General features: G+C 69.7%; 27 protein-coding genes. 14 read left to right on the top strand and 13 right to left on the bottom strand.

The window, feature by feature from the left end; all coding sequences use genetic code 11:
* Window positions 1-333 precede the first annotated feature (333 nt).
* Entirely contained in the window at window positions 334-1,116 is a 783-nt protein-coding gene (locus tag ACFV46_RS12320) for a class I SAM-dependent methyltransferase (protein ID WP_385497990.1), read from the bottom strand.
* A gap of 272 nt (window positions 1,117-1,388) precedes the next feature.
* On the opposite strand from ACFV46_RS12320, the gene ACFV46_RS12315 reads away from it, so the two are divergent.
* Window positions 1,389-1,661 (top strand): lysine transporter LysE, encoded by a 273-nt coding sequence (locus tag ACFV46_RS12315; RefSeq protein ID WP_385497989.1) that lies wholly within the window; start codon window positions 1,389-1,391, stop codon window positions 1,659-1,661.
* A 39-nt stretch (window positions 1,662-1,700) separates the two neighbouring features.
* Here ACFV46_RS12315 and ACFV46_RS12310 read toward each other — a convergent pair whose 3' ends face one another.
* Window positions 1,701-2,300, bottom strand: coding sequence for a dihydrofolate reductase family protein (locus ACFV46_RS12310; protein WP_361935636.1), 600 nt, complete (start codon window positions 2,298-2,300; stop codon window positions 1,701-1,703).
* Window positions 2,301-2,540: 240 nt separating this feature from the next.
* Between ACFV46_RS12310 and ACFV46_RS12305 the strand changes: the two genes are divergently transcribed.
* Window positions 2,541-3,137, top strand: coding sequence for a hypothetical protein (locus ACFV46_RS12305; protein WP_385497988.1), 597 nt, complete (start codon window positions 2,541-2,543; stop codon window positions 3,135-3,137).
* Between the two features lie 97 nt (window positions 3,138-3,234).
* Here the strand turns inward: ACFV46_RS12305 and ACFV46_RS12300 are convergent, their stop codons facing one another.
* From ACFV46_RS12300 to ACFV46_RS12290, 3 genes are all read right to left on the bottom strand, one after another.
* A complete protein-coding gene (locus ACFV46_RS12300; RefSeq protein ID WP_385497987.1) occupies window positions 3,235-3,792 on the bottom strand; it encodes a hypothetical protein in 558 nt (185 codons plus the stop codon).
* Between the two features lie 143 nt (window positions 3,793-3,935).
* Window positions 3,936-4,265, bottom strand: a complete 330-nt coding sequence (locus ACFV46_RS12295; protein ID WP_385497986.1) for an alpha-amylase — start codon at window positions 4,263-4,265, stop codon at window positions 3,936-3,938.
* A gap of 238 nt (window positions 4,266-4,503) precedes the next feature.
* Window positions 4,504-5,145, bottom strand: coding sequence for an MBL fold metallo-hydrolase (locus ACFV46_RS12290; RefSeq protein WP_385497985.1), 642 nt, complete (start codon window positions 5,143-5,145; stop codon window positions 4,504-4,506).
* 88 nt (window positions 5,146-5,233) lie between these two features.
* On the opposite strand from ACFV46_RS12290, the gene ACFV46_RS12285 reads away from it, so the two are divergent.
* Together ACFV46_RS12285 and ACFV46_RS12280 are read left to right on the top strand one after the other, a co-directional pair.
* Complete coding sequence (locus ACFV46_RS12285; RefSeq protein ID WP_385497984.1) at window positions 5,234-5,659, top strand: MarR family winged helix-turn-helix transcriptional regulator; 426 nt, start codon at window positions 5,234-5,236, stop codon at window positions 5,657-5,659.
* Window positions 5,660-5,826: 167 nt separating this feature from the next.
* Window positions 5,827-6,621, top strand: coding sequence for a class I SAM-dependent methyltransferase (locus ACFV46_RS12280; RefSeq protein WP_385497983.1), 795 nt, complete (start codon window positions 5,827-5,829; stop codon window positions 6,619-6,621).
* Window positions 6,622-6,659: 38 nt separating this feature from the next.
* Here the strand turns inward: ACFV46_RS12280 and ACFV46_RS12275 are convergent, their stop codons facing one another.
* Window positions 6,660-7,232, bottom strand: coding sequence for a histidine phosphatase family protein (locus tag ACFV46_RS12275; protein ID WP_385497982.1), 573 nt, complete (start codon window positions 7,230-7,232; stop codon window positions 6,660-6,662).
* 242 nt (window positions 7,233-7,474) lie between these two features.
* Here ACFV46_RS12275 and ACFV46_RS12270 point away from each other — a divergent pair, with 242 nt between their 5' ends.
* Window positions 7,475-7,693, top strand: a complete 219-nt coding sequence (locus ACFV46_RS12270; RefSeq protein ID WP_361935529.1) for a CbtB-domain containing protein — start codon at window positions 7,475-7,477, stop codon at window positions 7,691-7,693.
* A 14-nt stretch (window positions 7,694-7,707) separates the two neighbouring features.
* Window positions 7,708-8,460: a CbtA family protein gene (locus ACFV46_RS12265; protein WP_376728240.1), complete on the top strand. Its 753-nt coding sequence runs from the start codon at window positions 7,708-7,710 to the stop codon at window positions 8,458-8,460.
* A gap of 98 nt (window positions 8,461-8,558) precedes the next feature.
* On the opposite strand, the gene ACFV46_RS12260 is transcribed toward ACFV46_RS12265, so the two are convergent.
* Window positions 8,559-9,206 (bottom strand): CatB-related O-acetyltransferase, encoded by a 648-nt coding sequence (locus ACFV46_RS12260; RefSeq protein WP_385497980.1) that lies wholly within the window; start codon window positions 9,204-9,206, stop codon window positions 8,559-8,561.
* A gap of 121 nt (window positions 9,207-9,327) precedes the next feature.
* Between ACFV46_RS12260 and ACFV46_RS12255 the strand changes: the two genes are divergently transcribed.
* Window positions 9,328-9,723, top strand: coding sequence for a hypothetical protein (locus ACFV46_RS12255; RefSeq protein WP_361935520.1), 396 nt, complete (start codon window positions 9,328-9,330; stop codon window positions 9,721-9,723).
* Window positions 9,724-9,759: 36 nt separating this feature from the next.
* On the opposite strand, the gene ACFV46_RS12250 is transcribed toward ACFV46_RS12255, so the two are convergent.
* From ACFV46_RS12250 to ACFV46_RS12240, 3 genes are all read right to left on the bottom strand, one after another.
* Entirely contained in the window at window positions 9,760-9,897 is a 138-nt protein-coding gene (locus ACFV46_RS12250) for a hypothetical protein (RefSeq protein ID WP_385497979.1), read from the bottom strand.
* A gap of 67 nt (window positions 9,898-9,964) precedes the next feature.
* Window positions 9,965-10,582, bottom strand: coding sequence for an NUDIX hydrolase (locus ACFV46_RS12245; protein WP_385497978.1), 618 nt, complete (start codon window positions 10,580-10,582; stop codon window positions 9,965-9,967).
* Window positions 10,583-10,627: 45 nt separating this feature from the next.
* A complete protein-coding gene (locus tag ACFV46_RS12240) occupies window positions 10,628-11,449 on the bottom strand; it encodes a hypothetical protein (RefSeq protein WP_385497977.1) in 822 nt (273 codons plus the stop codon).
* 282 nt (window positions 11,450-11,731) lie between these two features.
* On the opposite strand from ACFV46_RS12240, the gene ACFV46_RS12235 reads away from it, so the two are divergent.
* A complete protein-coding gene (locus ACFV46_RS12235; protein WP_385497976.1) occupies window positions 11,732-12,058 on the top strand; it encodes an ArsR/SmtB family transcription factor in 327 nt (108 codons plus the stop codon).
* A 9-nt stretch (window positions 12,059-12,067) separates the two neighbouring features.
* Here the strand turns inward: ACFV46_RS12235 and ACFV46_RS12230 are convergent, their stop codons facing one another.
* Window positions 12,068-12,673 carry a dihydrofolate reductase family protein gene (locus ACFV46_RS12230; RefSeq protein ID WP_376728244.1) on the bottom strand — a complete coding sequence of 202 codons (606 nt, stop codon included), beginning with the start codon at window positions 12,671-12,673 and terminating at the stop codon, window positions 12,068-12,070.
* A gap of 292 nt (window positions 12,674-12,965) precedes the next feature.
* On the opposite strand from ACFV46_RS12230, the gene ACFV46_RS12225 reads away from it, so the two are divergent.
* Window positions 12,966-13,550 carry a dihydrofolate reductase family protein gene (locus tag ACFV46_RS12225; RefSeq protein WP_385497975.1) on the top strand — a complete coding sequence of 195 codons (585 nt, stop codon included), beginning with the start codon at window positions 12,966-12,968 and terminating at the stop codon, window positions 13,548-13,550.
* Entirely contained in the window at window positions 13,547-13,960 is a 414-nt protein-coding gene (locus tag ACFV46_RS12220; protein WP_385497973.1) for a VOC family protein, read from the top strand. The genes ACFV46_RS12225 and ACFV46_RS12220 overlap by 4 nt, the downstream gene beginning before the upstream one ends.
* Before the next feature lie 54 nt (window positions 13,961-14,014).
* Here ACFV46_RS12220 and ACFV46_RS12215 read toward each other — a convergent pair whose 3' ends face one another.
* Both ACFV46_RS12215 and ACFV46_RS12210 read right to left on the bottom strand, forming a co-directional pair.
* Window positions 14,015-14,938 carry an RNA polymerase sigma-70 factor gene (locus ACFV46_RS12215; protein ID WP_376728247.1) on the bottom strand — a complete coding sequence of 308 codons (924 nt, stop codon included), beginning with the start codon at window positions 14,936-14,938 and terminating at the stop codon, window positions 14,015-14,017.
* Window positions 14,935-16,140, bottom strand: coding sequence for an NAD(P)/FAD-dependent oxidoreductase (locus tag ACFV46_RS12210; protein ID WP_385497972.1), 1,206 nt, complete (start codon window positions 16,138-16,140; stop codon window positions 14,935-14,937). Before ACFV46_RS12210 ends, ACFV46_RS12215 begins: the two co-directional genes overlap by 4 nt.
* Before the next feature lie 174 nt (window positions 16,141-16,314).
* On the opposite strand from ACFV46_RS12210, the gene ACFV46_RS12205 reads away from it, so the two are divergent.
* From ACFV46_RS12205 to ACFV46_RS12190, 4 genes are all read left to right on the top strand, one after another.
* Window positions 16,315-17,061, top strand: coding sequence for a hypothetical protein (locus ACFV46_RS12205; RefSeq protein WP_385497971.1), 747 nt, complete (start codon window positions 16,315-16,317; stop codon window positions 17,059-17,061).
* Window positions 17,062-17,065: 4 nt separating this feature from the next.
* Window positions 17,066-18,145, top strand: a complete 1,080-nt coding sequence (locus ACFV46_RS12200) for an NAD(P)-dependent oxidoreductase (protein ID WP_385497970.1) — start codon at window positions 17,066-17,068, stop codon at window positions 18,143-18,145.
* Between the two features lie 48 nt (window positions 18,146-18,193).
* Window positions 18,194-18,841 (top strand): LysE family translocator, encoded by a 648-nt coding sequence (locus ACFV46_RS12195; protein ID WP_385497969.1) that lies wholly within the window; start codon window positions 18,194-18,196, stop codon window positions 18,839-18,841.
* 84 nt (window positions 18,842-18,925) lie between these two features.
* Window positions 18,926-20,044 (top strand): hypothetical protein, encoded by a 1,119-nt coding sequence (locus ACFV46_RS12190; RefSeq protein WP_385497968.1) that lies wholly within the window; start codon window positions 18,926-18,928, stop codon window positions 20,042-20,044.
* The last annotated feature ends 58 nt before the right edge of the window (window positions 20,045-20,102 follow it).

Genomic DNA, 20,102 nt, shown 5'->3' with positions numbered 1-20,102 from the left:
CAGCTTCTTCCTCAAGGCAGCGGTTGCAAGGTGTGTGTCGTGAAGCCGTCGGGCCCACGACATACATAGACCGGCAGGGGCTCGCGAACTCATCGCGCTTTCGGGAAGCCGGTGAAAGGAGGGCGGCCTCGCGGTTGGGCGGGGCTTGCCGTGGACCCGGCATGAAGCTGGACGCGGCGGCCGCCGTAAGGGTCGTAGACAGTCGTAGAGATTGGGCTCGGCGGTGGACGGCTGCCAGAGGCCGGCCGCACGCCTTCCTCGCCTCTAGGAAGGCGGAGTCGCGCCGCGCCGGCCCCAGCGTGAGCCAGTGCTGTGACGGGCGACGCTCACCGGTCACTGCGCCGAGGGCGCGCGCTGTGCGGTGAGTACGGGCTGGTAGTACCCCGTGGAGGCGGGACTGCGCCAGGTGACGTCGGTGAAGCCGGCTTCCGTCACGAACTGTGTCAGCTGCGGGGATGTCAGCGCCCAGTGCGTGGTCCGGCGGACTCGTACCTGCCAGGTGTCCTTCGCGGGGAGGAGCTGGAAATGCTCCAGGTCGTAGCGTTCGCCGTCTTCATGCCAGTGCCACAGCTGGAATGTGATCACTTGGCCGTCGCATGTCTGCGAGACCTGGGGTGGTGTGGACGTGGGTCTGGTCCGAAGTGTCTCGTCATAGGCCCGGACGGTGATCATCAGCAGTCCGTCGTCTCGGAGCACCCGTCTCATGCCCAGGAGCACGGCCCGGAGATCCTGCCCGGCGAGCAGGTGCGTGAGCGAGTTGTCCGCGCAGAGAACGACGTCGAAGGACGTTTCTCTGAAGGGAAGGTGGCGCATGTCGGCCGCAGCGGCAGGAAGCCGGGTGCCCCGGGCCGTCGCTTCTGCCGCGGCACGCGCGGCGGCGACCGGGCTCAGGTCACTGCCTACGACCCGGTGCCCTGCCAGGGCCAGTCCGATGGCTTGGGTGCCGATGCCGCAGGAGCAGTCCAGGACGGTGTGTGGTCCGGCTCCACGACACTCGCGGACTAGCCCACCCAGGACCTCTGCCTGGTAGACCATGCTTGCGTCCCAGTCACGGAACAGCAGGTGGTAGTCATGGGCCAGATCGTCGTAGAAGTCCCGCACGGAGGGCTCTGACATGTATCCCACCGTAGGGCGCGGCCGCCGCGGAGTGCCGGTCTTTCTGGCAGCGGCTGTCCGACTTCGGCCGTCCCTGCGGAGGCCCTTCTCAGTGGCGGCGGGCTCACTCGTGGTGCTGGGAGGCCGTGAAGCCGTCGACGGGCAACCGTTCCGGCCCAGCGAGGGTCCTTTGGAGCGGGCCCTGTTCGGCCGGAGGTGGGGGGAACACCGTGGGGGTCCGCAAGGCAGCGAAAGACGTCGGCGACTTCCTGGTGGAGAGCGCGGGAGAAGCCGTGACTGAGGTGATCCTCAGCATGCTCGCCTGTGTCGTGCTCGGCTGCCTGGCCCTGACCGCCTACCTGAGCTGGTCGTACAGCCCTCGCTTCACGATCGCTGGGGTCGGGCTGCTGAGTCTCGTCCTGGCCTACGGTGGCTGGCACGCTGTCCGCTCAGCGGGGAAAGGGCGGCGTCGGAGTCTCGCCGCCCTGACCGCTGCCGGTTTCACCGTGACCGCCGTGACGGCCCTCTTCCTGCTGCTCTACGGCACAGGGTGCGACTGCCTGTGAGGCCGTGTGCACGATGAGTCGGGATGGTCCCGCACTGACTCAGACGCCGAGCGGCGGATGCTCGAGCACACGCGGCTTGTACTCGACCAACTGGGTGCGGCCGTCGAAGGTGCGGTGGTCGATCATCTCCAGGGCGACATCCGGATAACCGTCGTAGATGCGCTCCTCGCCCGTGGCCCCGGTGATCACCGGGAACATCACCACCCGGAAGCGGTCGACGAGTCCGGCCCGCAGCAGCGATCGGGACAGGCTGAGGCTGCCGATCGTGCTCAGTAGGCCCGAACCCTCCGCCTTCATGGCACGGACCGCCTCGACCGCGTCCCCACGGACGAGCGTGGAGTTCGCCCAGGTCAGGGGATCCTCCAGGGAGGAGGAGAACACCACCTTCGATGCCTGCGTCAGCTCGTCGACGGACGCCTCTTCCTCGGGCCTGAATTCGTCCTGACCGGCTGGGACCTCCCCCGCCGCGAACCCCGACATCAAGCGGTACGTCTTCGCCCCCATCAAGTACGTGACCTTCGGCTGTTCCCCGAGCCATCCGAGGTACTCCGGGCCCTCCAGGCCCCAGAATCCGGGCCACCCCTCACCCGACGCGTAGCCGTCGAGGGATGTAATGAAATCGACCAGAAGCTCCGACATGGCGGTGTCCCTTTCCTGAGTGGTCACCAGCTTGGACCGGTCGGCAGCCGCAAACTCATCGCCCGCGCTGCGAGCAACGCGAAAACCCGCGACGATGCACCCGGTCAGGTCCGCAGTCACCTGATCTGAGGGTGCACGAGGACAACGGCTCGATCCGATCTGCCTCCACGTCGCAGCCGAGGACTGGATGGCCTTCGTCCCTTCCTCGCAAATCCCCGCAGACTCCTCGACAATGACCACATGACCGTCACCGAGCTGCTCGAATCGGCTTCCCTTCTCGTTCCGCAAGAGGTCGCGACCGAGAACGACATCTCGGTGGAGGACGTCTGGGACTATCTCGTCGCCGACGAATGGCAGATCGCGTTGAATCTGCTCGAGGAACTCTCGGACGGGCTACCGCTGCCCGTGACCTTCTGGGAGCAGCTTGCCGAAGCGGCTGGGCTGCTCGGCCTTGAGCGAAGCAGGGCCTGGTGCCACTGGCGGTGTTCCGAGATCAGGAACGGAATGATCCGGGCAGACCTGACGTTGCGTCCCGCCACCGTGGCCCGGCGGACAACGCCCATCCCGGGTCACGGTGTTCTGCGGCCCATGTGGGACATCGGCAACCTCTCACCCGCGGGAAGCACCTCCGTCAGCATCGCCGGGCTCTGGGTCGAAGACATGCCCTTCCTGCAGCCTGGTGGCCGAGCCACGGTGCGCCTCGTCCCTCTGACCCCCGCCCACTGGGCGCACGTCGTGACCGGCCAGCACATCATCATGCACGAGGACCGGACCGTGGCCGGTACGGCAGTCGTGCTGGAGGTTCACCTCCCGAGCCCCTCCCCGCTCACCAAATAGGGGGCTCTACCGCAGGCATCCTGGGAGCCCCTACTGTCGCTCAACACGCTCGCTGAGGTACGGAGGCACTGTCCCCAGTCCCCTTCCCGCTACGCCGTCACTCCGGCCGTCGCTCGGCCGCGATCAACCACCGCCAGCGCAGCCGCTCCGTAACGAGAGTGACCGCGGCGAGCACGGACACCAGGACCGCGGCCCATGTCGGCCAGACGAGCCAAGCCGAGATCACGGCTGCGACGAGCTGGAGCAGCACCAGCAGAATCGTGCCCCAGCCCGGCACCGGGATGATCACATGGGCTTTGTCTCCCGGGGTGGAGAAGAGCGCCGGGAGGCCGATCAGGACCACCACAGACAGGACAGCGAGCAGCCACGAGTACCGGGACAACGCCCAAGGCGTGGCGACCCAGGCGACCAGTTCGGTCGCGAAGCGCAAGACCGATGCCGTGCGGTCGTCCGGTCGTTCCACGACCGCCCCCTCGGAAGCCATGAGTCTCGGGCGGATGATGTCACAGCCATCTGCGGCACCCAGCGAAAAGGGCGGCGCCCCCGTTGATCTGATGCCATGCGGCGGGAAGGCCGGGGCCGCTTCGACCTCCCCAGGCTTGGCGTCCTCAGCCTTCCCGCCGGACAGCTTGGCGACTACCCCGATGATCCGCACCTATGCCCGCCATCGTTCCCCGAGCTGCACACAAGCCGGAGCGCCAGGCAAGCCTTGGCGCGACAAGTAAGTGCTGATCAGCTCAGATGCGAGGCGGCAGCTCGGCGGGGCGTCGTGGTGATCTTCGTCTCGCGTGACTGGGATCAGGCGTTGGGGTCGCATGTCCGGAGCCCTGTGACGTAGTTGCCGTCCGTTCCGTAGCCGGCGAACGTGGCCCGTCCTCCCGGTTCGATCACGCGGCACGGGGCCCACTGCTTGTTCGTGTACTCGACCGTGACGGATACGGCGTCGACGCAGCCGTTCTGGACATCGGTGTAGCGCCAGCTCTGGAAGTACTCGACGCACTGCGGCGCCGGCTCTCCGACGGTCGCCGCCGCGGACGGGGTGCCGGCCAGGGGTATCAGGAGGCCCGCAGCGGCGATGGCGGGGAGAGCGATGAAGGTAGGTCTCTGTCGCGTCATGTGGTTGGCCATGCGGCGCATCCTCAAGCCACCATCGATGCTCTTGCAAGTTTCAGCAAGGAATTTCAGACAGATCTCGACGGTGCATACAAAGGAGCAGGCCACCAGGTGCAGCAGGCTCTCAAACCGTTGCAGTACCGCCCACCGTCCCGGGGATCCACTGCTCCCCCGTTCCCCGTTCTTTACATCACGGGCCTGGTGAGCCGACCTAGGGCGTGGCATGCACGCAGCGCGCAGACGCACTCCAGTGTCAGTCGATCGTGACGCTCGCGCCCGTTGCCAGGCGCCGGTACCGCGCCGGGATCCCGGGGCCCCGCTCGCCCAGGAGACCCGCGACCATCGCGGTACCTACGTCGTTGAGGGCACCGTCGTGCACGGCGTAGGCGTCGCGCGGAGCGACCTCGCGTACGTAGTCGATCAGGTGTCCGACGGTGGACCAGGGAGCGTGCACCGGCAGCAGCAGCGTGTCGACCGGCGTGCCGGGAACGGTCAGGGCGTCGCCGGGGTGGAAGAGGGTGTCGTCCACCAGGAAGCCGATGTTGGGGATGCGCGGAATGTCCGGGTGGAGGACCGCATGCCAGGTCCCGTGGACGCGGATGTCGAAGCCGGCGGCATTGAAGGCGTCCCCGTCCCCCGTGGTGACGACCTGCGTGCCGATGCCGTCCAGCTGCTCGGAGACGGCGGAGTTGGTCCAGATCCGCAGCCCCGGACGCTCGGCGGCAGCCCGGCGCAGTACCTCCTCCGAGAAGTGGTCGAAGTGCTCGTGCGTGACGAGTACGGCGTCGGCGCCTTCCAGAGCCTCCGGGTCGGTCAGGCCGCCCGGGTCGATGACCAGACGGCGCCCGTCCTTCTCCAGCCGCACACACGCGTGGCCGAACTTCGTGAGTTCCATGATCGCCCTCACCTCTCCCTTTTCGTGGAGCTTATTTGTACAACTAAACTGTACAACATGGTTTCGAGGCTGCGGCTACGATGGCTCCATGCGCGAAGACGCCCTGGCCGACGAACTGCGGCGGACGCTCGGGGAACTGGTCCGGGCGGCCCGGACCGTCGACACCATGCCGCCCGGCGAGGCCGCCATCCTCGGGTTCCTCGACCGGAACGGCCCTCTGACGACGGCCGACCTCGCCCGTCTCCGCGGTGTCACCCATCAGTCGGCCGCCAAGTCGGTCAAGGACCTCTCCGCCGAGGGCCTGGTCCGCGGCGAGCCGCACCCCGACGACGGCCGCAAGCTCCTGCTGCACCTCACCGACGCCGGCCGGTCCCGCCTCGAACGGGAACGCGTGCTGCGCGCGGGCGCGCTGGGTGCCGCCATCCGCGAGACCTTCGACGCCGATGAGATTCAGCGACTCGGCGAGGCGGTCGCTCTGCTGTCCCGCCTGACAGATCGCCTCACCGGGCGCTGACCCCTCCGCGGCCGTCAATTGAGGGTGCCTCGCCTCACGCGTGAGACCCGTGGGCGAAGGCATGCCGAGGCACGCCCATCGGTGCGCCCAGGAAGCCGTTCCCTTCGTGCGGGGCTACCGTCAGGAAGGTGACTGGAGTCCATGCTGACCGGCGATGGTCCGCATCCATGCCGGCCGCGTACGAGCAGTACCTCGTCCCGGTCGTCTTCCGCCCCTTCGCCGAGGACCTGGCCGCCCGCGCGGCCGCGCTGCATCCTCGGCGGATTCTCGAACTCGCCGCCGGTACCGGCGCTTTGACAGCCGGACTGCTCGCGGCACTGCCGTCGGCCGACGTCACGGCGACCGACCTCAACGAGGCCATGGTCGCCTTCGGGTCGGCACGCGCCCCGGGCGCGGTGTGGCGGCGGGCCGACGGGCAGCGGCTGCCGTTCCCGGACGGCAGCTTCGACCTCGTGGTCTGCCAGTTCGGGGTGATGTTCTTCGCCGACCGCGTCGCGGCCTTCACCGAGGTCGGCCGGGTGCTGGCCACGGGCGGCCGGTTCCTGTTCAACACCTGGGGTCCGCTGGAGACGCATGGCTTCGAAGTCGCGCTGCAGGCCGGGTTGGAGCGGGCGTTCCCCGTGGACCCGCCAGGGTTCTTTCGGACCGTTCCGCACGGTTACGCCGATCCTGCGCTCGTCACCGCGGACTTGGCCGCAGCCGGGCTCGCCGTCGAGGACGAGCAGGAGCTCACGCTTGCGGGCCGGGCCGCCTCGACCGCCGACCTCGCCACCGGCTACCTCACCGGGACACCCGTGCGCGCGGCCGTCGAGGCGCACGACGACGGACCGGCCGTCCGGGCCGCCGTCATCGAGGAGATGACGGCCCGGCTGGGGCCGGGGCCGGTCACCGCGACCATGACCGCCCACGTCTTCCGTGCCGCTGCCCGAGCGGGCCTCTCAGCCACCCGGCCGGGCTCCTGACGTCGGCGCGTTGTGGCTACTGGCTGCTCCGGCTGGGGCTACTGACCGCTCCCGACGGTGGGAATCCGCAGGTTCCAGCGGCCGGATCTGCCGGTGATCTGGAAGGCGGCAAGGGGCGGCACGTCGACACGCCAGAACGACTGCTGCGGCGCACCTGTCGCGTGCAGCAACGCTGCCCGGGCCACGGCCTGTTCGACGACGGCCAGGGCCCGGCCCGTGTCATCGGGCAGCCCTTCCAGCCAGGCGGAGACCCGGTGGCACAGCCGCGCCACCGACTCGCCGCCGTGCGGGGCCGCTTCGGGATCGGACATCCACGAAGTCAGCCCGGTCCCGTCATCGGCCGCGACCTCGTCCGGGCTCCGGCCCTGCCAGTCGCCCATGTCCATGTCCCGCAGGGCCGGCTCGACAGCGACGGCGTCCCCCGCAAGGGCCTGCGCCGTCTGCCGGCACCGCAGGGAAGGTGCCGCGAGCCAGGTGTCGACCGACGGCAACGATCCGGCGATTTCTCGGACCTGTCCCAGGGCCCTCTCGTCCAACGGCCTGTCCCCACCGAACCGCACGTCGCGTTCCGTCGGGGCCGCGGCGCGCAGCAGCGTGAGCCGGATGGTCATGAGGGGCCTTTCCACGAGGTCGGTTCATCGTAGGTGGCGTACGCCATGTTGGCCGAACTGCGCATTGCCCCTACCATCTGGGGCGACAAGGACGACAGCGCTACGGAAGTCCGGTGCAAGCCCGGCACGGTCGCGCCACTGTGTGCCACCCCGCCAGCCAGGTGGGGCGGTGAGTCAGACCCAACGCTGTCGTCGAGTGCTCCACACGACGCGGGACGCGTAGTTCCCGAGGAGGTCTCGCCATGGCGCAGTCCACTGCCGCCCCCACCCCCACCACCCAGACCCTCACGCCGCTGCCGCTGCGGGCGGTCGCCCCCTGGGCCGTCTTCGTCGGCGTCCTGATGCTGGTCCTGCTGTACTTCGTCGGCGCCGAGCAGGGCGCCACCGCCCTGGTCTCCGGTGAGGGCGTGCACGAGTGGGTGCACGACGCCCGGCACCTCCTCGGCTTCCCCTGCCACTGACGGAGCCGTCCTTGATGAACTCCGTCACCGTACGCACCTTGCTGGTGCGCGGCATGCTCGCCGGCCTGGGCGCCGGCGTGCTCGCCTTCGTCTTCGCCTTCCTGGTCGGGGAAGGCCCCGTCGACGCGGCCATCGCGTTCGAGGAGGCTGGCTCCCATGAACACGGACACGGCGGCGAGGAACTCGTCAGCCGCGGCGTGCAGTCGACGGCCGGTCTGGCCACGGGCGTGCTCGTCTTCGGCGTCGCCATCGGCGGCATCGCGGCGCTCGCGTTCTGCTTCGCGCTGGGCCGTATCGGCCGGTTCGGGGCACGGTCCACGGCGGCGCTCACCGCGCTGGCCGGGTTCCTGCTCCTCTACCTGCTGCCGATCCTGAAGTACCCGGCGAACCCGCCTGCCGTAGGCAACCCCGACACCATCGGCAAGCGGACCATCCTGTTCGTGGGAATGATCGCCCTCAGTGTCCTGCTGGGCGTCGCGGCGATCCTGCTGGGCCGCAAGCTCGCTCCGGCATGGGGGAATTGGAACGCCTCCATCGCCGCCGGTGTCGCTTTCGTCGCGGTCGTGGCGGTCGTGATGGCCGTGCTGCCGCAGGGGGACAACACCCCCAAGGGCTTCCCGGCGACCGACCTGTGGGAGTTCCGGGTGGCCTCGATCGGCATCCAGGCCGTCCTGTGGGCCGGTTTCGGGTTGCTGTTCGGCTTCCTGGCCGAACGCGTCCTGGAGCCGAAGCAGGCCCGCGAAAAGGTCGCCCCACTGGCCGTCTGAACGGGACCGCGGACGGCGGGGCCACTGGGGGCGCGCCCAGTGGCCCCGCCGCTGCCCGTGCGGTGCTGTGTCGTGCCGTGCCGTGCCGCAGGGCGTGGCTACGGGGCTTTCGGGGCCGCGGCCTCCAGTTCATCGAGGCTGCCGGACATGATCGTGCGGATGTGCTCGGTGATGCGCTCGGCCGGCCAGTCCCACCAGGCGACGGCCAGGAGGCGGGCGATGTCCTCGTCGTCGAAGCGATGGCGGATGAGGCGGGCCGGGTTGCCGCCGACGACGCCGTAGTCGGGAACGTCGTCGACGACGACGGAGCCTGACGCGATGAGGGCCCCGTGCCCGATCCGGACGCCGGGCATCACCATGGCGCGGTATCCGAACCAGACGTCGTTCCCCACCACGGTGTCGCCACGGTCGGGCAGTCCCGTGATCAGATCGACGTGCTCGGCCCACGAACCGCCCATGATCGGGAACGGGAACGTCGAGGGGCCGTCCATACGGTGGTTGGCGCCGTTCATGATGAACCGCACCCCCTCGCCGAGTGCGCAGAACTTCCCGATGACCAGCCTCTCCGGCCCGTAGTGGTACAGCACATTGCGGGTCTCGAACGCCGTCGGGTCATCCGGATCGTCGTAGTAGGAGTACTCCCCCACCTCGATCAGAGGCGACGTGATCAGTGGCTTGAGCAGCACGACCCGGGGCTGCTCGGGCATCGGGTGCAGTACGGTCGGATCGGCGGGGACGGCTGGCATCTCGATCGACTTCCTCACACATCGCGGGCTCGGACGGTTCATGATCGCAACTTGTGCCCTCCAGCCACCACCGAGATCGCTCGCGCTCGCCTCTCGGAAGGCACACGACCAGGAGGAATCAGTGTCACGCCCGGTACCGCTCACTCCCGAGGAGAAACTCGCGGAGGCGAAGGAGCAGTTGGGACTTCCGCCCGTCGTCGTCATCTGCGGCTCCACCCGGTTCATGACCGAGATGGGCGAGGCCGATGTGCGGGAGACCGAAGCCGGGAGGATCGTCGTCAAGCCAGGATGCGACCTGAAGTCGCCGAACCCCCTGTGGTCCGACCCAGATCACGCCAGGGCGCTGAAACTTCGACTGGACGAGTTGCACCGGGCGAAGATCCGGCTCGCTGACGAGGTTCTCGTGGTCGGCGACTACATCGGGGACAGCACTCGGGCCGAGATCGCCTACGCCCGGTCGCTGGGCAAGCCCGTACGGTTCACGCATCCCGAAGTCGACCCCGACGCCGCTCGATAGCGCTGCGCAGGGGTGCGCGCTCTCCCCGTCCGGCTGTCAAGCAGAGGGCCTGGCACCCCGAAGGAACTGCGTCACGGCGGCGTCGACGAGTCCGTCGAGCCGGTCCGCGCTGACCGCGCCGCTGTTGACCATGGCGGTGATGCCCTGCACGGTGGCGTTGAGGTTGAGCCCCACCTGTTCGGGATCGCCCGGTTCGAGTTCACCGAGGGACTGCCCCTCAAACCAATGAGCTCGAGAGCAGCTACCCGCAACGCCTCCTGGCCCGGGCGTGCCGCAGTTTGTGTGTGAAGCGGTGCATGTGGGGGTCGAGCCCTTCCGACGACTCCTCGAGCACCTCTTCGGCGGTCAGCCACCGGATCGCGTCGAACTCTTCCTCGTCGTAGGAGGTGACGCTGTCGGCGTCGGTGGTGAGGAGGTGCCAGAGCGAGACGTCGGTGTGGACGCCCGGCCCTCGTGTCTCCGTGACCGTGAGGAAGAAGGGGAGCTCGCCGGTGATCGGCGATGCGGTGGCCGGGACGCGCAGTTCCTCACGGCATTCGCGGACCACGGCGGACCACGGGTCCTCGCCCGGTTCGACGTGACCGCCGGGCGGCAGCCACAGGCCCGCCTTGCGGTGCGCCACGAGCAGGAGCCGCCCGCTCGTGGCGTCGAGGACGACGAAGTAGCTCACCAGGTGCATCGCGGGAACGTCGGGCTTGCGTATCCGGTGGAGCGGGGCTCCGCTCGTGATCCACTGCACGGTGGTGGTCAGGTGGGTGCGTTCGATGCTGTCCCACGGTTCGATGGTGCCGACCTGTTCCAGCAGGCGGGCTCGCGGCTCTTCGTCATCTCCGGCGGGAGGGAGGGCGGTTGGGGCCATCCGCGCATCCTGTCAGAGGCGTCTGACAGTGGGCCTCCCTGCCGCTCAGCCGCTCAGGATGCCGGTGGCCTCGCTGATCGAGGTCGTGTCCGCGGCGCGTGGGACCGTCACCCGCACCGGCTTGCCGATGTCCGACAGGACCGTGGTCACCGTCACCCGCGCGCCGGACAGGTTGGAGCTCATGCGGGTCTGCACCAGGTTTCCCTTGCCGTCGACCCAGGCGTCCGCGAACACCGGGAGGTCCCCGCCCAGGATGTCGCGGGCCTGGTCCATCTTGCCGCGGACGTCCGAGTCCATCCGCAGCGTGACGGTGCGGTGGTCGAGGACGCCCCGGTAGCGCACGGCACGCACGCCCGCGACGTCTTCCTCGCCCTCCCGGGAGACCTTGCGCATCGCGGCGATCTGCTGCAGGACGTGCTCGGGGTCGTTCAGTGGCGCCCGCAACAGGTAGTGGGCCTGGGCTCTGTCCCGGGAGATGACGCCCCAGGTGTCCTCACCGGCTCCCAGGATGTTCCTGACGTAGATCTCGCCCTCGGCGAAGACCTGTTCGCTGTGGTCGATCGCGCCGCCGGGGAGGTCGACCGCCAGGTGGCCCCGGTCAGCGGCGAAGTCGAAACCGCCGGCGATGGTGAGGCTGTGCACCTGACCATCACCCTGCAACTCGATCTTCTGGCGGAACCCGGCGCTGTCCTCGCGGAGAGCCGCGACCGCTTCCTGAACGGCGGACCGAGCGTCCGACGCCGCCTGGGAGGACGGTGCCCCGGCCTCAGCCCCGTCACCGCTCCGCGTGTCTGTCGCGGAGCAGCCGGCGCACAGCAGCACGGCGGCTGCGGCGATGAGCGCGAGAGGCGTGAAAGGACGGCGCATGAAACTCTCCGGGGTTCTCGGCGAGCGCTCTGCCCTCGCGGCATGCCTCGCGCCGTCAGTCTACGAAGCCACCTACGCCCGTGAGCGACGGTGTACCTCACAGGGAGATGAAGGGCGAGTGCTCGGCCAGCAGAAGCCGTCGCAACCAGCGCTGCAGACGCGGCAGACCCCGGTGATGGGCATGCATGGATGCGGACATGGTTCCTCCACGAGTAAGGTACGAACGATGGCGTACCTAACAGAAGGTACGACGCTAGACGTACCTTGTCGAGAGGCGGGACGATGACCGCGAACGAACCGCTGCCGCACCCGGCGGCGAGCGAGCTGACGATCGGGCCGATCCTCAAAGCCCTCGCCGACGACCACCGCCGTCGCGTGATCGCCGAACTCGCCGCCCGCCCCCAGGAGGAGCGGCTCTGCGCCTCGTTCGAGCTGCCCGTCAGCAAGTCCAGCCGCACACACCACTGGCGCGTACTCCGCGAGGCCGGCCTCGTCCACCAGCGCGACACCGGGAACGGCCTGTACATGCGCCTGCGGAAGTCCGATCTCGACCAGCGGTTTCCCGGCCTGATCGACTCCATCGTGACCGCGGAGCCTTACTCGGAATGAGCGGCGGCCTTAGTAACTGTCGTAGGTGGGCTGCCCGTTCGTGCGGTAGACACCGACGACGGTTCCTCCCTTGGTCGTCGTCACGCTCACCGGCTCCAGTGCGGTGGGGATGGCTCCGTCGGCGAACAGGCGCTTCCCGGTGCCGATGATCACGGGATGGATGGTCAGCCGGTACTCGTCCACGAGGCCGTGCCGCATGAGGGTCTGGGCGAGGTCGCCGCTGCCGACGACGCTGATGTCGCCACCGTCGGACGCCTTCAGCTCGCGCACGGCGTCGACGACGTCGCCCTGCAGCAGGTGGGAGTTCCGCCACTCGACGGACGTCAGGGTCCGGGACGCCACGTACTTGTCCATGCCGTTCATCCGGTCGGTGAACGGATTGCCCGGGTCGGCGTTGGGCCAGTAGGCCGCGAAGATGTCGTACGTCTTGCGGCCGAGCAGCATCGCGTCGAAGTCGTCGTACCAGCCGCTGATGGCCGTGCCGACCTCGTCGTCGTCCACCGGCTTCTGCCAGCCGCCGTACTCGAAGCCGCTCTCCTTGTCCTCGTCCGGGCCACCCGGCGCCTGCATGACGCCGTCCAGCGTCAGGAACGTGCAAACGATGATCTTGCGCATGGTGCGCTCCCTTCGTCGAGGGGTAGACGGCAGGACCGCCGCAAACTCATCGGCGGCACGCGTGCCGACCGCCGGGCACGTCGGCTCGGGCATGAAGCCATCTCGGAGCATCGACGGGCAGCTCCTGCTGGAGGAGCCTCACGTGGCCATCCGAGGCGACCGGGTGCGGCACCTCAGGGACAACGTGCGGCGCCGATGACCGCAGGTGCGATGAGTGTCTTCCTTCTCACGAGCCCGGAGCGTCGAGGAACGAGAGCGTGCCGGACACCGGGCGTGAAGGCTGGAGGCAGCCATGGACGGACCGATCCGGCTGTACATGTCGATGTCGCTCGACGGCTGCATCGCCGGTCCGGACGACCGGCCGGGCCAGGAACTGGGACGCGGCGGCGGCCGTCTCTTCAACTGGCTCGACGACCGGGAGTCCGACGGGCCGAGCGGTCAGGTCTACCGCGAGGCGCTGGCGACCGGTGCCGTGATCTCCGGGGGTCGCACCTTCGAGCTCGCCGGACGCTGGCAGGGCGATCACCATGACGGTGTGCCGATCTTCGTACTCACTCATGAGGTGGACGCCGAGGACGTGCCCCCCGGACACGCGCGCTTCGTCACCGACGTCGAGGACTGCGCCCGCCGGGCCCGCGCGGCGGCGGGAGACCGGGCGGTGATGGTCCACGGGGCGGGGGCGGCCCAGGCGCTTCTGCGCGCCGGACAGCTGGACGAGATGGAGATCCATCTGGTTCCGGTTCTGCTCGGGGACGGTCTACGCCTGTTCGACCACCTGGGCGGCGAACGCACCGAGCTGGAACTGGTCCGCCGCCTCGAGGACCGAGACGTCACGCACCTCCGTTTCCGGGTGCGCCGACCCGAGGAGGTCGCGTGAAGACCCTGTTCGTCTCCTACCGCGTCACCGACCTGGACCGTTCGCTCGGCTTCTACACCGCCTTGGGTTACGCCGAGCTGGGCAAGGTCGCTCTCGGCGACGGCGCCCACCTCGTGCTCCTGAAGTTCCCCGACGAACCGGCGGCCTCCCTCGAGCTGGTCCACCGCCCCGGCCACGGACGGGTCGACGTGAGCAGCGGTTTCGACCACCTCGCCATCCAGGTGGAGGAACTGACCGTCACGCTGAGGCGGCTCGTGGAGGCCGGGCTGAGGCCCGGACCCCTCGAGCACCCCGGTGGCCCCGACGGTCCGAAGACCTCGTGGCTCACGGATCCCGACGGTTACCGGATCGAGCTGGTAGAGTGGCCGACGGGACACGCCGACGGCATCACTCCCGCGGACTTCGCCTGAGATCGGCACGACACGCCGGACGGCAGTTCGTCCCCCTACGGAGCACGGCGGTGCTCAGTGCGACGACAGGTCGTACGCGGTGCCGTCGGCGACGGCCCGGAGCTTGTCCGGGTTGGCCACGTTGTGGAGGGCGGTGATACGGCCGTCCGCGCCGAAGTCGAAGGTGACCGTCGCGATCACACCCGCCGGGCCGCTGAACACGATCCCCGGCCCACCGTTGATCTCGACGAGTTCCGCCTTCATGTCGGCCGGCTCGACGCCCTGGTAGGTGACGGTGCCGATGGCCGCGAACCAGGACGCCACCGTGCCCGCCCCCACCACAGGTCGCAGCGCCTGGCGGACCTTGCCCCCGCCGTCGGTCCACAACGTGACGTCCGGTGCCAGCAGTTCCATCAGGGCGTTGACGTCACCGCCGGTCGCGGCCGCGAAGAACCGCTCGGTCGCCTCACGTTGCCGTGACCGGTCGGCGGCGAAGCGCGGGCGCCGGGCCCGCACGTGCTCCCGGGCCCGGTGCGCGGCCTGCCGCACCGCGGACTCGGAACGCTCCAGCGCCTCGCCTATCTCCGCGTGGCTGAAGCCGAAGACCTCCTTCAGCACGAACACCGCGCGCTCCAGCGGGCTCAGCGTCTCCAGCACCACCAGCATGGCCATCGACACCGACTCGGCGTCCAGGACGGCCTCGGAGGCATCCCCCGCGGTGAGGACGGGCTCCGGGAGCCACGGGCCCACGTAGGTCTCCCGCTTGTGCCGGGCGGAACGCAGCCGTTCCAGCGCCAGGTTCGAGACGATCCTCGTCAGGTACGACTTGGGGTCGGCCACCTGCGAGCGGTCCGCGCCGGACCACTTGATCCAGGCGTCCTGGACCGTGTCCTCGGCGTCGGCCGCGCTGCCGAGGACACGGTAGGCCACGGAGAACAGCAGCCGTCGGTGCTGGTGGAAGGCCTGCTCGTCAGGGGCGGCGGCGGTCGGTTCGGTCACTTGGTCCCCCGGAGCCGGGTGAAGCGGCCCCCACGGGGCCAGAACGCGCCCGAGGCGGGCATCTTCTTCATACGACCGTACGTCGGCCAGGGCGAGGCGGTCACCGTCTCCTTGTACCGGACGGCCGTGCGCCCGGTCAGGCACAACCGGCGCGGACTGTCGTCGGGCCGCGTGAACTGCACCACGGCGTCATGACGCCCCAGGCTCACCGGCGTGTGGTAGTAGCCGAACCGGAACGGCTTGGGCTCCCGGCCCCGGAGCACCCGGTCGATCGACAGCGCCGCGTGCACACCGGTCGGCATGCCGCCCTGACAGGTCCCGTGCATGACGCCGTAGCCCTGCCGGATCGCGGCCGCGTCACCGATCGCGTACACGTCGGGGTGGGACACCGAGCGCAGCGCGGCGTCGGTGACGATGCGCCCGTGCTCGTCCACGGTCAGCCCGGCGGCGGCCGCCAGCGGCGACGTCCGTGTGCCGCTCGTCCACAGCACCACGTCGGCCGCGATGCTCTCCCCGTCCGCCAACTCGACCGCGTCGGGAAGCACCTTCACCACCTCGACGCCGGCGCGCACCTCGACGCCCAACCGGCCGAGTGCGTCGTGCACATACGACCTGGCCTTCCGGTTCAGGGTCGCTCCGGGCTCCTGCCGGCCCAGCAGGACGACGTTCAGCTCGGGGTGCCGCTCGGCGATCTCCGCAGCCGACTCGATACCGGTCAGGCCGCTGCCCGCGACCACCACGGTGCCGCTGCCCAGCCTGGCCAGGCGCTCGGCCAGCAACTCGGCGTCCTGGGCGCCGCTCAGGGTGTGGGCGTGTTCGTCGGCCCCCGGCACCGCCGAGGTGTCGGCGACGCCGCCCAGGCCGTACACGAGCGTGTCGTAGGCCAGGACGCGGTCGTCGTCGACGCGGACGGTCCTCGTGTCGGGGTCCACCGCCGTCACCCAGCCGCGCACGAACCGCGCGCGTGTGCCCTCCAGCAGTTCCGGGATGCTCAGTTCGGCGAGCCGCTGCCCGGTCGCCGTCATGTGGAGCCTCATGCGCTCGGTGAACCGGTCCTGCGCGTTCACCAGGGTCACCTCCACGTCGTCGCGCCGCTTGGTCCGTGCCGCGAGCTGAATCGCGGCGGCCATGCCGGCGTATCCGGCCCCCAGGATCACCACGTGGTGCGCGCCCGCCGTGCCCGTCTCCTGATGCGTGCTCATCGTTCCGTCCTCCTCGGTTCGCGTGCTGACGCCCACCAGATGGGGGCGGGGGGCGTGAACGTGACATGGCCTGCCTGTGATGCACGACACAGCTGAATCGGACTCATGATGTGTGGCTCCGCGTGGTGCAGTGTGAGCCTCTGACAACTTCGGTGAGTGGGAGCGGTTCCTCTGATGACCTCGGTCGTGGACAGCTGGACGTTCAAGCCCGCGCTGGTCAAAGCGGTGTTCAGGGACGTGACGCCGATGCACCTCTCCCGGTCGGCCTCGCGGGCCGCCGCAGCGGTGACGCGGACGGTGCTGACGGAGATCATCCATGGGGCCAGGACGGCGGCGGCCGCTGAAGACCGGAAGAAACTCGTCCCTCAGGACCTGATCGCGGCGATCGACCGGAACGTCGAGCTCGAGGTGGGGGTCAGGTGGTACGACTTCAGCCCCACGTTCCGAGGACTGACCGGCGTCCTGCGCGACGCCGACGGCGTGGTCGTGACGGCGCGTCAGCGCAGAGGAGTGCGCAAACCGAGTGCTGTGGCCGGAGCCCACAGGTTCGAAGCGGGAGTCAAGCGGCTGTTGCGGAGTCAGGGGGTGACCGCCGTCCCCGCGATGGTCCGGGACCTGGACGGCATCGCGAGCGTGTTTCTGACGGACCTGGCCCGGGACGCGGCCATGGTGGTCCGCGAGGGTGGGATTCAGCGTTTTGGCTCCGTCAGCATGGGGGCGTCCGTCAACATCGGGACGCCGGGCGATGCCGCCCCGCCCTCGTTCCCCCCGGCCACCTCCCACCGGGCCCTGCCCTCGCGTCGGACCATCGACAGCGACGCCATCCTGGACGCCACCTTGATCCAGTTGATGGGCGGTGACCTCAGACAGCGAGCACTCACCGCGGCACGAGCTGTCGCGCAGAGCCCTTCGGCGGGCTGAACGCGTGCGACGACCCGACCGGCATCATGCCGCGCCCCTCCGTGTCCTCGTCGTCGACCCGGCCCTCGGCGAGCAGGCTCTTCCTGAGCTCATCGCCCTCGAAGGACTCGGCATGAAGCCGACGGTCAATCTGCGGCGCGTGAACGACGCTTCGCTGCGTGCCCGGATCGAGGCGGACTGGGAGACCGTGGACTTCGACGGCTTCGCCGAGGAGGAACTGGCTCATCAACTCGAGGACGGAGAGCGCGGTTTCGACGCCCTGAAGTGCCGGGCGGGAATTCCGCTCACCCGGAAGGTGCTCGAGCGGGCGACGGCGGGCGGCTTGGAGCGGCGTCTCGTGCTGGTGGGGAGGGCAGCTGCCGGCACCGACACCATCGACCTCGTGGCGGCGCAGCGCCTCGGGGTCTCCGTTCGCACGACGGCGGGCGTCAACGCGGGTGCCGTGGCGGAACTGACCGTGTCGCTCATGCTTGACGCACTGCGGGACGTCGCGCGACGCGACCGCAACCTGCGCGCGGGTTCGTGGAGTTCGGCCGTGGAGGGCCTTCCGGCCAGCAGCCTGGACGGCGCGCGGGTGGGGTTGGTGGGTTCCGGAGCCATCGCCCGGCGCACCGCCGAGCTTGTACGCGTGTTCGGCGCCGAGGTGTGGGTCTTCGGGTCGCTGCGGTTCACGCCGGAACGGGCGGCGGGCTGGCCGGGGCGGCGGGTGGAAACCCTGACGGAGCTTCTCACCGGCTGCGACGTGGTGTCGGTCCACGTGCCGGCGACTGCCGAGACCGAAGGTCTCATCGGGGCACGGGAGTTGCGCCTCATGCGGCCGTGCTCGGTACTGATCAACACGGCGCGGGCGAGCGTCGTACGGGAGGCAGCACTCGACCGGGCGCTGCGGGATCCCGGCGCCGGACCCGCCCGTGCCGCGGTCGACGTCTTCGAGAACGAGGGGGCGGTCTTCTCCTCACCGCTCGCCGACAACCCGTACTGCACGCTGTCCCCGCACGTCGCGGGCATGACGGCCAGTGCCATGCGGGCCGCATCGGACCGTCTCCTGGAGGAGTTCGGGCGCTTTGTGGGCGAGTACCCGTAGGCGGCGGGGCCCGGGGTACTCGACCGGCCGTCGAGACTAGGGGTGCGGATGTCGGTCGATCTCCTCGGCTTCCTCGGTGTGGTGCTGGTGGCCTACGTCGTTCCAGGACCCGATCTCCTCGTGGTCGTCAGATCTGCCACGGAGCACCCCGCCAAGGGACGGGCGGCCGCGCTCGGCGCACAGGGCGGACTGTGCGTGCACATGCTGACCGCCGCGGTCGGCGTGTCCCTGATCGCCGCCCGTTCACCGGTGGTGTACACGGCGATCAAGCTCGCGGGCGCCGCCTATCTCGTCTGGCTGGGGGTCCGTGCGGTGCTCGCCGCGCGGCGACTGCGAGCAGGACGCGATACGGCCCGTCCGATCGGGGCGTCGGCGGCTGTTGAGGACGCCTCCCGCAGCCGGTGGCGGTCCGGGTTCGCGCAGGGCTTCCTCACCAACGTGCTCAACCCCAAGGCGGCGCTGTTCTTCCTCAGCGTCCTGCCCCAGTTCGTCGACGGCGGCGGCTCCACGACACGGCAGATCTTCCTGCTCGGCATCCTGGACGTGCTCATCGGCGTCGCGTACTGGTTCGCCCTGGTCGCCGTCGCCGCTCGGCTGCGTGCGCTCCTGGACCGCCCGAGGGTCCGCCACCGCTGGGAGCTGACGACCGGGTGGCTGTTCATCGCCATCGGATTCGGCGTCGCGGCGGCGGCATGAGTCGCCCGGTCGCCCTGGCCTGCAGCCGCCCGATCGTTGCGCCGTCCCGGCCCGTTGTCAGTGGCGGTTGGCATGATCGAGGTCATGAGGATGCCCCCGACCAGCCCGACCACCCCGCCGCGCCCCTTCGACGTCACCGAGGTCTTCCCCCAACTCGCGCCGCTGGCACGCACGGCGACACGGTTGCATCCCCGCCCCGGATCACCCACCCCGCAGGACAGCTCCGTCGGTGGCCCCCTGTTGTGGCCCGCCGACGAGCCATGGCCGCACTGCGAGGAATCCCATGTCGTCGACGGCCTCAACCTCGCCCCCTCCCCGGCCTCCGTACGGCTGAGACGGCACCTCCTCGCCGCCCAGCGCGTGAGAAGCCTGACCGAGGAGGAGCAGCAGGCCCTCCTGCGCATGGCCCCCCGTCGCAGGGCGCCGGGGCAGCCGCCTGCCGGCCCGCCGGAGGGGCCCATGGCGATGCTGCCGGTGGCGCAGCTCCATGCGCGGGATGTGCCCGATCTGAACCCACCGCAGGGGGCGGACGTGCTCCAGGTCCTGTGGTGTCCCTTCGATCACCCGATCATGCCCAGGACCGCGCTGTTCTGGCGTGACGCGGCGGCCGTCACCGACATCCTCACGGCGCCGCCCGAGCCGCCCGCGATGCAGTTCCACGACTACCTGCCCGAGCCCTGCCTGCTCCATCCCGAACAGGTCACCGACTATCCCGACCACCTCGAGCTGAGCAAGGAGCTCCAGGGCCGGCTCACCGACTGGAGCGTCTGGCACGCCTCGCATGCGGTCGGCTCCGCCATGTCCCACCTGCGGGCATCCTTCGAGCGCGGCTTCGAGGAGGAGCTCTCGGAGGCCGACGAGAGCGACCTCAGCTCGTTCCTGCCCCAGTACTACGACAACGAGCTCGCCGGTGCACCGGGCTGGAAGGTCGGCGGCTGGCCCCGCTGGGGTGCCACCGACCCCCGTCCCCGCACGTGCCCCGACTGCGGCCACGCCATGGACGCCCTGCTGACCATCGCCACGTTCGAGGACGACGACGACAGCAGCTGGCAGCCGTATGAGCCGTCCGGCCAGCGGTCAGCCGGGGCCGACGCCTACGATCCGGGGCAACCCACCAAGGTCCAGATCGGCAGCGGATACGCCCAGCAGCTCTACATCTGCCCGGCCTCGCCGCGCCACCGCCATCTCGAGCTCATGCACTGACCTGACCTCACCCAAGGCGGGCGGGGATCTTCGGTTGGGCGTCGCAACGGCGCCTCGT

Source organism: Streptomyces sp. NPDC059852 (assembly GCF_042731455.1).
In the GTDB taxonomy this organism is placed as follows: Bacteria; Actinomycetota; Actinomycetes; order Streptomycetales; family Streptomycetaceae; genus Streptomyces.
Note: the sequence above shows the minus strand (reverse complement) of the source record. Positions and strands in the feature narration are given on the sequence as shown.